The sequence below is a fragment of the Streptomyces sp. NPDC037301 genome (assembly GCF_055602785.1).
Genome location: NZ_JBVJWD010000004.1, coordinates 333,770 through 346,697, shown reverse-complemented (window position 1 = coordinate 346,697; position 12,928 = coordinate 333,770). Strand labels below are relative to the sequence as shown.

Sequence of the window (12,928 nt, the reverse complement as noted above, 5' to 3'; positions counted from 1 at the left end):
GGAGATCAGCGGTGGCAGGACGTCACAGCGGCTCGGCCGAACCATGCAGCAGGTGTTCGGCGAGTTCGGCCCGCAGCCGACCAAGTGCCGAGACGTACGAGGCGTACGCATCGGCGCGTCGGCCGAGCTCACCGAGAAGATCCACGCTCCGCCGCTGCTGCCCGATCGGCGGAAAGCGCACGGGAAGGTGGCCCAGAGCCACAGAGCTCAGCGAGGGGGCTGCCGTGGCCGCGGCGCGGTGGGACATCCACTCGCGCGCGTACCGGAGGCCCAGGTAGGCGTGGAGGTACAGGGGGTCGATCTCGGCATTCGGGCATACGCGCAGACGCATCACGTTCGAGCTGAGCAGCCATCCGGCCTGCGGGCCGGAGACCAGCGCGGGTTGTTGCTGCGCCCCCGTACGCACGCAGACGATGTCGTTCGGGAGCAACTCGAACTTCTTGAAGCGCTCGGCCGTCTGCCACGGCACGCGGTTCTGTGGTTCCTCCGCGATCTTCCCTCCGACGAGATCCTGCGGGAAGACAAGAGGAATACCGGCGTCCGCCGTGCGTGCCTCCGCTGGAAGGCGGGTGTATGACGGACCGGGCCGGATCTCGCACAGGTCCTTGAGAACTGCCTCGTTCCAGCCGCCGGGTCCCGAGCCCGTGCGGTAGCCGTTGCCCGTTTCCACCCATCGCTGCTCCAGCAGGCGGAGCACGTCCGTATGCCCTGCCGCCTCCTCACCGGCTTCGCGCAGCTGGGCCGCAACGGGAGCAGCGCCGTAATTTCCGCCCCCCAAGTAATCGGCGGGGCGCAGCGAACACTCCTCGTCGGCGATGACCGCGCGGGCCACGACGACAGCCGACAAGCCCCGGTCGGCAGCGTGCGCCGCGTACTCCTCACCGTCCGGGCACTGCTCTCCGTCGAGCCATGGGCGGACCACGGCCGTGATCACATCGCGATCTGCGTCGCGCAGCACTCGTCGGCGCCGGACCTTTGTCCCCAGCTCCTGGGCATCGACGAACAAGACGTCTTCTCTCACCGGATGCTCCACACGTCGCAGCAACCACAGGGAAACCGGCACGGGCGTCGCGGAGAACAGATGGGACGGCAGCGTGATGACGCACTCCACAGCCCCACTGCGGACAAGGGCGCGGCGAATCTCGCGCTCGGCAACGTTCACCGAGTTGCCTGCCTTCACCGGCATGACCACCACGGCTCGGCCGCCGAGTACCAACGCACCGAGGACGTACTGCACCCAGGCGAAATTGTCATTGCCCTGTGGTGGTGGTCCGTACGGCCAGTTCCCCGTCCGGCGCCCGGGGCCGGGTGCGTCGCTCATGTTGAACGGAGGGTTCGTCAGCACCACGTCGGCGCCGTGTTCGCCGTTCGGTGGCCATCGGTCGGACCGGGTGCTGGTCAGTTTCGGTCGTACGCCGAGGTGGAGAAGGTACAGACTCGCGACCGCTTGCAGCCGGCTGTCGAGGGTCTCGCCGTACACGGTCCCCCGCGCGCCTCCGATGTGCCGGTACGCAGCCGCCAGCATCTCTCCGCCCCTCGTGTAAGGGTCCAGCACTGTGGCCTTCTGTCCTGGAGTCAGTACGAGTGCCGCGGACAGCGAGGCCAGGCCCACCGGGCTGCAGAACTCCGAGCTCTGCAGCCCTTCCCGGGCGCTGAACGACTCCCACACGAGCTGGAACGCGCCAACGCCTGTGCCTGCCGCCGTCCGTACTGCCGTGGTGAGGTCGTCCCAGCTCCGCGGTTCCAGTTGCAGCAAGCTGCTGCGCATGTCGGTGCGGTCGCCGTTCCGGCGCAGCGTGTCCTGGGCCATGTCGCCGAGGCAACGGAGCAGCGATTGCACGTCCCTGGCCCCTTGACCTGCCGACATGGCGTCCTCGATCCGGCGCCACTGCTCCGGTTCCGCATGTCGTACGTACATCACGATGAGACAGAGATTCACGAAGTCCGCCATCGTCGCCGGGCCTCGGACCCGGTCCGCGAGTCGGCCCATCAGCTGATCGACGGCCTTCTTGTCCTCGGTCCCGATGCGCTGAGCTCCGCTCCCCACGGCTTTCGGTTCCGCGGACGGTCGGTCACCGCTGGTCCGGCGGAATCGGTCGGCGTAGGTGGTTCCCGCCTGCTCCCCGTCGAGCAACTGTGATTGAGGAATGGTGCGGTTCATCAGCCACCGCGTGATTTCGGCCTCGTGGAAGAGCTCCGTATCGCCGGAGCGCACAGGGGTGGGAAAGTCTTTGTGCCGCCGGGCCCAGTTCGACACCGCCGGGCGCCTCACGCCCGCGCGCTCCGCGATCTGGGTTCGGGTGACAAGACCGGTTTGTTCATCGTGTGCCAACTGCATGGTGTCTCCCGACGGTTGGGCCGGTTGGGTTTCCGATGTGAGGACCGTACGAGGAAGAAGACACACGAGCCAAGCGCGCATTCACAGTGCTCACTCTGTCTGCCCTGACTGAGTGGCAGGCAACCCACCCCGCCACGACCACGGCAGAGACGAAAAAGCACGTGAATACGGGCCCAACAACGTTCCTGCGACCGGAGCCTCCATCCAGGCTCATCGATTACATGGGTTAACAGAATTCTCGGGTCGGCCTCCTCACACGTCAGTTGCGTGCAGGGTTACCGAGGAGGGCTACAGCTACTTCGGTATCGAGCAGGACACCTTCGAGGCCACTTTCGATGGCCGGGTACAGGTGATTCCTCCGTACCGCGCATCGCGGTAGCGAGAGGTGGAGACGGCTGCGTGGCTGGTTCCTTCTTGTTCCGTATACCCCTCGGGGCGCAGGGTGTTGAAGGCATCGGCGGTAACTCAGCACTGCCGGGGGCCGACAGGGAGTCAGGGGAGATTCTTGTGACAACACGCCGCAATCGCGCAGGGGGGCCAGGCGCCCGGATCTCAGCGCGGGCGACGCTCGCAGGTCTGGTCGGTGCGGTGGCCGGTATCGTCGCGCACTCCATCAGCCAGACCGGTGGCCAGACGCTCTCGATCTGCGTCGGCGGTCTGGTGGGCATCGCGCTGGTGCTGGGGGCCGAGTTCTACCGCCGGTCCCCGAGCGCGAAGCGGAACTCGTCCGCGCGCTGCGCGCGGAGGGGAAACGGGTCGCGGTCGTCGGGGGACGGCGTCAACGAAGCGGCGGCGCTCGCCGGGGCCGACCTCAGCACCGCGATAGGCACCGGCACCGTTGTCGCCATCGGCGCCGCCGACGTCACCCTCGTCCGCGACGATATCGAAGCCCTCGCCCGCCGCACCCTCGCCACCATCCGCGGCAACCTGTTGTGGGCCTTCGGCTACAACGTCGTGATCACCCCACTCGCCGTGGTGGGCCTGCTCAACCCGATGCTCGCCGCCGACGTGGTGGGGTTCCTGGCGGGCCCGCAGGGCCGGTGGGTGACCGGTCAGACCATCGACGTCTCGGGCGGTACCTACCTCGGGCCCCTGGCCACCGCGTGATCTAATCGCCGGGATGCGGTTCGGAATCCTCGGAGAGACTCGGGCGTGGCACGACGACGGCACCGAGGTGCCGTTGGGCGGCCCCGCACGGCGGGCCCTGCTGGCGCTGCTCCTGGTCCGCCCCGGCGCGGTCGTGTCGGCGGAGCGCCTCGCCGAGGAGATCGAGCCGGGCGGCACGGTGTCCGCGCACGCGGTGCAGTCCCAGGTCTCGCGGCTGCGTGCGGTGCTGCCCGCCGGGGCCACGATCGAACGGGTCGGCGCCGGTTACCGGATACTGCTCGAAGCGGGCGCCGCCAGAGACGCTGGAGGTGGCGGAGAAGCCGGAGGCGGCCGAGGTGCTGGGGACGGCGAACTGGCCGTGGACGCCGTCCGGTTCGAACGGCTGGCCGACGAGGGGCGTGCGGCCCTACGAGACGGCGACACGGTACGGGCGGCCTCGGTGCTGCGGCAGGCGCTCGGCCTGTGGCGGGGGACCGCACTGGCCGGGCTCCCCGACAGCGAGTCGGCCCGCTTGGCCGCGGCGCGTCTGGAGGAGCTCCGGCTCGCCGCCGTGGCGGACCGGATCGAGGCCGAGCTGCGCTCCGGCGAGCCCCGTGCCGTCGTGCCGGAGCTGCGCGAGCTGGTCGGCGCGCATCCTCTGAGCGAACGGCTGGCCGCCCTGCTGATCCGCGCCCTGTTCGCCCAGGGCCGCCAGGCCGAGGCGCTGGTGGTCTACGAGGAGACCCGACGCCACCTGGCCGACGAACTCGGCGCCGACCCCTCGATTGAACTCAGTGCGTTGCACCGCGAGTTGATGGACGCGGGTACCGCGCCCACGCCTGCCGCACCGCCGTCACCCCTCACCTCCTTCGTCGGCCGCGGCACGGAGACCTCCGAGGTCGCCACCCTGTTGCGGACGGCCCGCCTGGTGTGTCTCACCGGCCCCGGTGGCGTCGGCAAGACCCGGCTCTCGGCCGAGGTCGCGCGCGGGGCCGCGGCCATCGGCGACGACGTGTGCTTCGTGGAACTGGCCGCGCTGCGCGACGGATCCGGCGCGGCACGGGTGCTGCTGAGCGCGCTCGGGCTGCGCGAGAACGGCCTCCAGATGGCGGGCGAGCCACAGACACCGCTCGACCGCCTGATCACGGCCCTGTCGGACCGCCCGCTGCTGATCGTCCTGGACAACTGCGAGCACGTCGTGGACGAGGCCGCCGCCCTGGCGGCGCGGCTGCTGACGGCCTGTCCGCGGCTGCGGATCCTGGCCACCAGCCGGGAGCCGCTCGGGGTCATCGGCGAGCACGTGTGGCAGGTCCGCCCGCTGGACGAGGGCGCGGCCGTACGGCTCTTCGAGGACCGGGCCCGTGCCGTACGCCGGGGGCCCGCGCCCGACCCCGTTGCCGTACAGCGGATCTGCGCCGCCCTCGACAGACTGCCGCTGGCGATCGAACTCGTGGCGGCACGGCTGCGCACCCTGGAGTTCGCCGAACTGGCCGGGCGCCTGGACGACCTGCTCGCCGTCACAGCCCGCGGCAGCCGCGGCGCCGACGCGCGGCACCGTACGCTGCGTTCCGCGGTCGCCTGGAGCTGGGAGCTGCTCTCGGAGGACGAACAGCGCGCGGCGCGCCGCTTCGCCGTCTTCGCGGGCGGCGCGACCGCGCGGTCCGCGCGCGAGGTGTGCGGCATGGACGGCGACACCCTGGAGTCGCTGGTCGACAAGTCGATACTGGAGGCCGTCGGCGGCGGGCGCCATCGCATGCTGGAGACGGTCCGCGCGTACGCCGCCGAGCGCCTGCACGAGTCCGGAGAGGAAAAGCGGATCGGACGGCTGCACGCCGCACACGTCCTGGACCTCCTCGGCAACGCGGGTCAACACCTGCTGCGGGCCTCCCAGTTGGAATGGCTGCCACGCGCGGCGGCCGAGGACGGCAATCTCGCCGCGGCGCTCCGCCGGGCGCTCGGCGCGCACGACCACGGCACCGCCCTGCGCCTGCTCGCCTCGGCCGCGACGTCCCTGTGGATCCGCGGCGTGTCCGCCACGGCCGCCGCGCACGCGGCGGCCCTGCTCGAAGCGGTGGGGGAGGAGTACGGGGAAAGGGCTGCCGACGCGTCCCCGGACGCGTGGGGCGAGGAGTACGCGGTGTGCGTACTGCTCGCCGCCGCCACCTCCGCCGGACAGCCGGCCTGGCGCCGCCACCGCGCAGCGGCGCAGCGGGCGTTGGAGGTCGCGTGGCCCGGCGACCGGGCCGGCCGCTACCCGGCCGCCCTTCTGCTCTGGATGATGCGGAACGCCGGAGAGGCCGACCCCGGGGCGGCATTCACGCTCGTGGCGGCCCAGCGCACGTGCCCCGACCCGTGGGGGCGGGCCGCCGCCGCGTACGTGTCCGGGTACGGGCCGCTGAGCGACGGCGACACCGAGCGCGCCGCGCACGACTTCCGTACCGCCGCCGACGGCTTCGGCGCCCTCGGCGACCGCTGGGGCTCGGCACTGGCCCTGGACGCCCTCGCCGGTCTCGCCGGGGCACGCGGAGACCGTGCGGAGGCGGTGGCGCTGACCGACCGCGCCCTCGCCCTCACCGGCGAGTTGGGCGCCCTTGAGGACTCCGCCGACCTCCTGGTCAACCGGGGCGACCAGCACGTCGGCCGCGACCCGGGCCAGGCGCGTGCCGACTACACCGAAGCCGCCGCCCTCGCCCGCGCCGGCGGTAGTTCCGCCGGCCTCGGGGCGGCGCTGCGCGGGCTCGGCGACATCGCGCTCCTCGACGGCGACCTGGACGAGGCGCGACGGCTCTTCACCGAGGCGCTCGAACGGATCGACCCGCACTGGGTCAAGAGCCTGGGCAACCGGGTGTGCGCCCTGGCCGGCCTCGGCCGGGTCGCCGAGGCCCGCGGCGACCACGCCGCGGCCCGCGACCACTACCGCCAGGCCGCCGCATCCGTTTCCGGCCTTGGCCCCCGCCTCCCGGACAGGCTCCGCCTGATGGGCCTGCAGGAAGCCGCCGTCGAGGCGGTCATGCGCGCGGGGTGAGCGGGGTCGGTGAGCGGTGTGCGAGCCCCCGGTGAGCGCACCCGGACAAGCTCTTCCCCGTGACGAACACGCGGACGACCACGAAGCAGTTCACCAGCACCAGCACCCACACCGGAAAACTCTCGGTCCTCATCTCCGGCGCCTCCGTCGCCGGCCCGGCGCTCGCCCACTGGCTCCACCGCCACGGCTTCGAGGCGACGATCATGGAACGCGCCCCGGCGCTGCGCGACGGCGGCTACGCCGTCGACTTCCGCGGCCACGCCCACCTGTCGGTGCTGCGCCGCATGGGCATCCTGGACACCGTCCAGCGCGCTCGTACGGGCATGGGCTCCATGTCGTACGTCAACACCACGGGCAAGTCCGTCGCGAAGCTGCCCGCCGACCTGTTCGCCGGGGACGTCGAGATCCTCCGCGGTGACCTGGCAAGCATCCTGTACGACGAGACGAGCCCGTACACCGAGTACCTCTTCGACGACTCCATCACCTCGCTCACCGAGGACGCAAGCGGTGTCGCCGTCACCTTCGAGCGCCACGCCCCCCGCCGCTTCGACCTGGTGATCGGTGCCGACGGACTGCATTCCACCACCCGCCGGCTGGCCTTCGGACCGGAGGAGGACTTCGTCAAGCACCTCGGTGTGTACTGCGCCGTCTTCACCACCGCCAACCACCTGGGACTCGACCACACCGGCCACGCCTACCGCACCGCGAACCGGATGGTGGCGATGTACAGCGCCCGCGACAACACCGAGGCCAAGGCCGTGTTCTACTTCGGCTCCCCGGCCCTGGACCTGGACCGCCACGACGTGACCCGCCAACAAACCCTTCTGGCGGAGCAGTTCGCCGGAACCGGCTGGCAGAGCGACCGGCTGCTGCACGACATGCGTCACGCGCCCGACTTCTACTTCGACTCCGTCAGCCAGGTGCGCATGGACCGCTGGTCGCGCGGCCGGGTCGCGCTGCTCGGTGACGCCGCGTACTGCCCGTCCTCGCTGTCCGGCATGGGCTCGGGTCTCGCCCTGGTCGGCGCCTACGTCCTCGCCGGCGAACTCGCCGCCGCCCGCGGTGATTACACGGTCGCCTTCGCCCGCTACGAGCGCGAGATGCGGGCGTACGCGGAAGGCTGCCAGAAGATGGGCGACGGTGTCGCCGGCCTCACGGTCCCCAGCAGCCGCTTCGCTGCCACGGCCCTCAACCGCTACTACAAGGTCATGCCCTACCTCCCCGGCAAGAACATGGCGGCCAAGATCGCCCGCCGGGCCGCCGAGAACATCACCCTGCGCGACTACCCGTCGGCGTGACCCGCATGCCGACGTCCCCGCACTCAGCCACTCGCTCCATCCGACCAGGCCCGACCGAGGTCCTTCCCGCGCCACGACGCGCCGCTCGGCGGACCCGCGGGACGCGGGAGTTCTCCCGCCTGCTGGTTGTACCGAGGGCCGCGTCCCGCCGTGCGGGGCGCGACCCTCGATGTCCGCGACTACGACGCCCAGCCGCCATGGGGCACGGTGATGAGTTCCATGGCGTGGCCTGCCGGGTCCATGAAGCAGGCCCCGCGACCACGGCCGCGGCCACCCCGGCACGGCGGCGAGTTGGTCGTCGGACAGCCGGACATCTGGGCACCCCGGACACCGGGACCGTCACCGACACGCGCCTCCACGGGAGTGGCCGCCCGAAACCGCCTGCGCAGAGTGCGCTCCCTCGACTGAAGGCGAGCTCGGGCGGGGTCGTCGTCGGCATGGGTCATGCGCCTGAGGGTGCGACGGCCTGTCACCTCCGGCTCACGACTGTCGGATGGTCCTCACTTGACGGTGGTGTCACCCAGGGTCTCCAGCACCTGCCGGAGGCCCTCGGCGGTCTTCTCGACCAGGTCGCGGTCCACATCGGCGAGCAGCCGTGCGTAGTTCGCCAGATGGTCGGCGAAGGCGGCCCGGGTGACCTCGTGTCCGTGTCCGGTGAGGCGGATCTTGATGGTGCGCCGGTCGCCGCCTTCGCGCACCCGCTCGACCAGGCCCTTGGCCTCCATCTTGTCGATGCGGTTGGTGATCGCGCCGGAGGTCACCATGGACGCCTTGAGGAAGGATCCGGCGGTGAGGGCGTAGGGCGGACCTGAGCGCTGCAGTGTGGTGAGTACGTCGAACTCGCCGTGCTCCACTCCGTGCGCGGCGGCCGTGGCCTTGGCGGACTTGTCGACCACCCGGGCCAGCCGCTGGATCCGCCCGAAGAGCTCCACTGGCCAGAGATCCTCCACCACGTCGGGGCGCTCCTTGGCCCACTGACCGATGATCGCGTCCACGGCATCGCTCATCGCCACATTCCTCTCAATGGACACCTTCTCAACGTTAAGAGACTTGACGTTGAAGGAGTCAGGCTGCTTTTATCTCAACGTTGAGATTATCAAGACTGAACGACAGGAGCGCTCGATGTCCTCGCTCACCCTCCATCCCGCCGCCCAGGACCTCCTCTTCCGTGAGGCCCGTACCGCCCACACCTTCACCAGCGAGCCGGTGACCGAGGAGCAGGTCCAGGCGATCTACGACCTGGTGAAGTACGCCCCCACCGCCTACAACCAGTCGCCGCTACGGATCGCCCTGGTCCGCTCGGCCGAGGCCCGCGAGCGGCTCGCGCAGCACATGGACGAGGGCAATCGGCCGAAGACCTCGGCCGCGCCGCTGGTCGCGATCCTCGCCGCCGACAACGAGTTCCACGAGGAACTCCCCGCGCTGCTCCCGCACTTTCCGCAGGCCAAGGACGTCGTCTTCGCCGACCGCCCGGTCCGCGAGGAGTCCGCCCTGCTCAACGCGACGCTCCAGGCGGCGTACTTCATCCTCGGCGTGCGCGCGGCGGGGCTGGCCGCGGGGCCGATGACCGGGTTCGACTTCCCGGGTGTCCAGAAGGAGTTCCTGGACGACGACCACACGCCGCTGATGGTCGTGAACATCGGCCGCCCCGGCGCGGACGCCTGGCACGCGCGCTCACCGCGGCTCGCCTACGACGAGGTCGTCACCACGGTCTGAGCGACCTGCTCCACCGAACCTCCCTGGCTGCTCGGACCACCGGAGCCTCGGACCGTCGGAGCCTCGGACCGTCCCGACCGCCTCGGCGCATTCGCGAACCGTCCGCGCCAACCGCCTCACCTTCCGGAGCCCGCCATGCCGCTGCTCGACCGAACCCACCCCCGCCCCACCGCGCAGACACCGGCCCCCGCTGCCGCGCGGGAATCGCGCCATGTCCCCATCGCATGGCTGGCGTTGCTGGCCACGCCGCTCGCCGCGAGCGCCAACAGCCCGGTCCTGATCCTCCCCGACATGGCCGACTCGCTCGGCATCCGTACGGCCACGGCGACCTGGCTCGTCACGGCGTTCGCCTGGGCCATCGCCGTCGGCACCCCGCTGATGGCGGGCCTGCAGCGTCGCCGCGGGCTGGGCAGCACACTCCGGCTGAGCACGGCCCTGATCGTGGCCGGCACCGCGGTCGTCGCCGTGGCGCCTTGGCTGCCGCTGGCCATGACGGGCCGGGCAGCCCAGGCGATGGGCGGCGCGGGCCTGGTCACAGCGGCGATGAGCCTGGCGGGCTCGGTCCGCAGGATGGGCGTGATCACAGCAGGCTTCGGGACGCTGGGCGCGGTCGGGCCGCTGCTCGGCTCGGCGATCGCGAGCACGGCCTCCTGGCGAGCGTCCCTCGCCGTCGGGGCGGTCGCACTCCTCGCCCTGCCGGCCGTCATGCGCCACGCCGACCTGTCCGCACCGCAGCAGAGCTCCCCCTTCGACGGCCGGGGCGCCGCCCTGCTGGCCCTGATGGCGACGGCCCTGGTACTCATCCCGCGCTACCCGCTCCCAGCTGTGACCGCCTCGTTGGTGATGGCCGCGCTGCTGGCCCTGCACATCCGGTCCAACCCCACAGGCTTCGTCCCGGCATCGCTGCTGCGCACCAGGGCGTTCGTTCTCTCCGCCGCGCTCGCCTGCACCTTCGCGACCTCGTACTTCACGCTGCTGTTCACCGTCCCGCAGCTGCTGCGGGACCGTACCGGCTGGTCGACCTCCACGATCGGCACCGGCCAGTCGGTCGCTCTCCTCGCAGGGTCGGCGCTCTCCATGGTGCTGGCCGCCGCCTCGGCCCGGATGAGCCGCCCGCGGGTCCTGACGATCCTGCTCACGGCCGGAGCCCTGGCTCCGCTCACCGCAGTACTGACCCCCTGGGCGCCACTGCTCCTGCCGGTCGCGACGCTGGCCGTCTTCACGACGAGTGCGGGCCAGGCGATTCTCGCGGTGTTCGCCACCCAGGCCGCGCCGACCGCCCAGCGCCCCACGGCGATCGGCCTGTTCAACCTCTGCTACCAGCTCGGCGGCGCCTTCGGCCCAGCGATCGCGGCCCTGATCACCATGGGCGACTGAATCGCCCTGCCCCGGTCTCCAGCGCAACGCCGGAGACGACCTGTACGACGGCCATCCACAATCCGAGGATCATGATCATGAACAAGGAGACACCCACCATGTCCGCGTCCAAGACTCCGCCGGCGGCGCTACTGACCCGCCACGCAGATGCCGAGACCTGTGCCGACCCGAGCAGTGTGATGACTCTTCTGGCCGACTCGGACGGCACGGCAGGCGGCATCACGAGCTACCGGTCCACCTTCGCCGAAGGCGCGACAGGGGCACCGGCCCACTTCCACACCAGGGCAACGGAACTGTTCTTCGTGATCAGCGGAGCTCTGCAGGTTCTGGTGGGCGAGGAAGTCACCGTCCTCGAGGAAGGCGACTTCCTCGCGGTGCCTCCCCACACCCCGCACGCCTTCGCGGCTGCCCCGGGCTGTGAAGCGGATGTCCTCTTCGTCTTCACCCCCGGCGTGGGCAGGTTCGACTACCTGCGCCTGCTCGGCCGGGTGATGCGTGGCGAAGCGGACCCGAAGGAGATCGCCGAGTCCTCGGAGCGTTTTGACAACCACTACGTCGACAGCGCTGTCTGGCGCGCGGCGCTGGAGCGTTCCGCGTGATCGGCTCCACGACCCCGATCCGGGTGGCCCGGCCCTCGCGGGACCTCGTCGCCGCGGAACGCTTCTACAGGGACGGCCTGGGCCTGACCGTCCTGTGGCAGACGACCGAGCGTGTGCCGGGCGAGCACGACCTGCTGATGCTCGGCCCTACCGGCGGCACCTGGCATTTCGAGCTCACGCATGACCCGGACCACCCACTGGAGCCGACCCCAACGGTGGACGACCTGTTCGTGGTCTACCTCGGCAAGCCGGTGGACGAAGCCCTGATCGACCACCTCGCGGCGGCCGGCGGTACCCGGGTCCCGGCACACAACCCGTACTGGGACGAGCATGGAGTGACGATCGCCGACCCGGACGGCTACCGCCTCGTGCTGTGCTCACGCACCTGGGCACAACAAGCGTCCGACATCTCATGAGCGGAGCCATAGCCGGATCGAGGCGGCGGACGTCACAGCGAGGCCAGCGGGAACCGGGCGCGATGCCGCCGATCCTTGACGCCATGGAGCACTCTCATGGATCGAACCAAGTCGAAGGAGCGGGGAGCCACGGAAATGGGTGGTGCCTGATCCGTGAGGCACACAGGCACCTGGCGCCAGGGTTTCCTCGCTCAGGACAGGCGCCGCACGGAGTCGTCGGCCGTGCCACAACGTGCCAGCAGAGGCGGTGAACAGCGGTCGGCAAAGGAGTCGGCGCAGCACTTCGACCGGCCCTTTTCCGGGCCGTTTTCGCAGGTCAGCGACCATACTCACCCCCAAGTACCGAGTGATTCCCAAGCTCAGAGCGCGAGTTCGATTCTCGTCACCCGCTCCATGGAAAAGCTCCAGGCCAACGGCCCGGGGCTTTTCTGTTGGCAGCTTCGCCCCGGGCGGGGTGGCGCCGGTGGGGCCCGTCTCCTGCTCGCAGGAGTGTTGTATGCGGATCAAGCAGCTCGCTGTCGGCTCTTCCTGGATAGATCGACGTATGACATCACGGCCCGGTCTTTCCGATCTCCGTCGTGCGAAGTTCGCCCGGCGCCTACCCACAGCGCTCTCCGAGCTTGCCGGCCCCGAACACGGCGCAGTGAGTCTGCCGCTCCACCTTGCATGGTCGGGGCTGACCACGTTCGACCTCGACCGTCCGCGGCTGCGGATGAGTTACTACCGCATCGTCCTGGCCGAGGGCCAGCACGACGACCTGGTCCAATACCTCAACCGGGACCTTCTCTTCGGCCTGTGGCCCACACTGCGCACACTGGTCAGCCGTGATGTCCGTGAGGTCTGGGAGAGCGCCTTCGGCGAGCTGGCTCACAGCATCCAGGCCGCTGCGTGAATCTCACGGACCTGCACCGCCGCTTGCTTGCAGACGTGCTCGCTGTGGGCGGCACTGACCCCCTCGCGCTCACCGGCGGCTATGCGGTCCAGGCACACGGCTTCCGGCACCCCGCACCGGATCCGCACCTGGATGGCGCACCCTTGGCCTCGGCTCGGGCAGCGAACGGCGGCAGCCTCCA

9 protein-coding genes and 1 pseudogene are annotated in these 12,928 nt (G+C 70.6%); 8 read left to right on the top strand and 2 right to left on the bottom strand.

Annotation, left to right across the window (positions count from 1 at the left end; all coding sequences use genetic code 11):
• Positions 1 to 22 precede the first annotated feature (22 nt).
• Positions 23 to 2,338: a type I restriction-modification system subunit M/S gene (locus ACZ7IB_RS10360; protein WP_470911071.1), complete on the bottom strand. Its 2,316-nt coding sequence runs from the start codon at positions 2,336 to 2,338 to the stop codon at positions 23 to 25.
• Positions 2,339 to 3,042: 704 nt separating this feature from the next.
• On the opposite strand from ACZ7IB_RS10360, the pseudogene ACZ7IB_RS10355 reads away from it, so the two are divergent.
• From ACZ7IB_RS10355 to ACZ7IB_RS10345, 3 genes and pseudogenes are all read left to right on the top strand, one after another.
• Positions 3,043 to 3,445 (top strand): annotated as a pseudogene (locus tag ACZ7IB_RS10355) (hypothetical protein); the annotation flags it as partial.
• A 13-nt stretch (positions 3,446 to 3,458) separates the two neighbouring features.
• Entirely contained in the window at positions 3,459 to 6,449 is a 2,991-nt protein-coding gene (locus ACZ7IB_RS10350; RefSeq protein WP_470911068.1) for a BTAD domain-containing putative transcriptional regulator, read from the top strand.
• Positions 6,450 to 6,508: 59 nt separating this feature from the next.
• On the top strand, positions 6,509 to 7,747 hold the full coding sequence (locus ACZ7IB_RS10345; protein ID WP_470911066.1) for an FAD-dependent monooxygenase: 1,239 nt from the start codon (positions 6,509 to 6,511) through the stop codon (positions 7,745 to 7,747).
• 500 nt (positions 7,748 to 8,247) lie between these two features.
• Here ACZ7IB_RS10345 and ACZ7IB_RS10340 read toward each other — a convergent pair whose 3' ends face one another.
• Positions 8,248 to 8,754, bottom strand: a complete 507-nt coding sequence (locus ACZ7IB_RS10340) for a MarR family winged helix-turn-helix transcriptional regulator (protein ID WP_470911064.1) — start codon at positions 8,752 to 8,754, stop codon at positions 8,248 to 8,250.
• Positions 8,755 to 8,869: 115 nt separating this feature from the next.
• Between ACZ7IB_RS10340 and ACZ7IB_RS10335 the strand changes: the two genes are divergently transcribed.
• The 5 genes from ACZ7IB_RS10335 to ACZ7IB_RS10315 all read left to right on the top strand — a co-directional run bounded on the left by ACZ7IB_RS10335 (position 8,870) and on the right by ACZ7IB_RS10315 (position 12,747).
• A complete protein-coding gene (locus tag ACZ7IB_RS10335) occupies positions 8,870 to 9,463 on the top strand; it encodes a malonic semialdehyde reductase (protein WP_393693622.1) in 594 nt (197 codons plus the stop codon).
• A 135-nt stretch (positions 9,464 to 9,598) separates the two neighbouring features.
• A complete protein-coding gene (locus ACZ7IB_RS10330) occupies positions 9,599 to 10,840 on the top strand; it encodes an MFS transporter (protein WP_470911060.1) in 1,242 nt (413 codons plus the stop codon).
• A 77-nt stretch (positions 10,841 to 10,917) separates the two neighbouring features.
• Entirely contained in the window at positions 10,918 to 11,439 is a 522-nt protein-coding gene (locus ACZ7IB_RS10325; RefSeq protein ID WP_189276857.1) for a cupin domain-containing protein, read from the top strand.
• Positions 11,436 to 11,855 carry a VOC family protein gene (locus ACZ7IB_RS10320; RefSeq protein ID WP_470911057.1) on the top strand — a complete coding sequence of 140 codons (420 nt, stop codon included), beginning with the start codon at positions 11,436 to 11,438 and terminating at the stop codon, positions 11,853 to 11,855. The genes ACZ7IB_RS10325 and ACZ7IB_RS10320 overlap by 4 nt, the downstream gene beginning before the upstream one ends.
• Before the next feature lie 544 nt (positions 11,856 to 12,399).
• A complete protein-coding gene (locus ACZ7IB_RS10315; RefSeq protein WP_470911055.1) occupies positions 12,400 to 12,747 on the top strand; it encodes a transcriptional regulator in 348 nt (115 codons plus the stop codon).
• Positions 12,748 to 12,928 lie beyond the last annotated feature (181 nt).

Coding starts and splice junctions, on each gene's coding strand:
- ACZ7IB_RS10360 (WP_470911071.1), bottom strand. CDS start 2,338: ATGCAGTTGGCACACGATGAACAAACCGGTCTTGTCACCCGAACCCAG.
- ACZ7IB_RS10350 (WP_470911068.1), top strand. CDS start 3,459: ATGCGGTTCGGAATCCTCGGAGAGACTCGGGCGTGGCACGACGACGGC.
- ACZ7IB_RS10340 (WP_470911064.1), bottom strand. CDS start 8,754: ATGAGCGATGCCGTGGACGCGATCATCGGTCAGTGGGCCAAGGAGCGC.
- ACZ7IB_RS10335 (WP_393693622.1), top strand. CDS start 8,870: ATGTCCTCGCTCACCCTCCATCCCGCCGCCCAGGACCTCCTCTTCCGT.
- ACZ7IB_RS10330 (WP_470911060.1), top strand. CDS start 9,599: ATGCCGCTGCTCGACCGAACCCACCCCCGCCCCACCGCGCAGACACCG.
- ACZ7IB_RS10325 (WP_189276857.1), top strand. CDS start 10,918: ATGAACAAGGAGACACCCACCATGTCCGCGTCCAAGACTCCGCCGGCG.
- ACZ7IB_RS10315 (WP_470911055.1), top strand. CDS start 12,400: ATGACATCACGGCCCGGTCTTTCCGATCTCCGTCGTGCGAAGTTCGCC.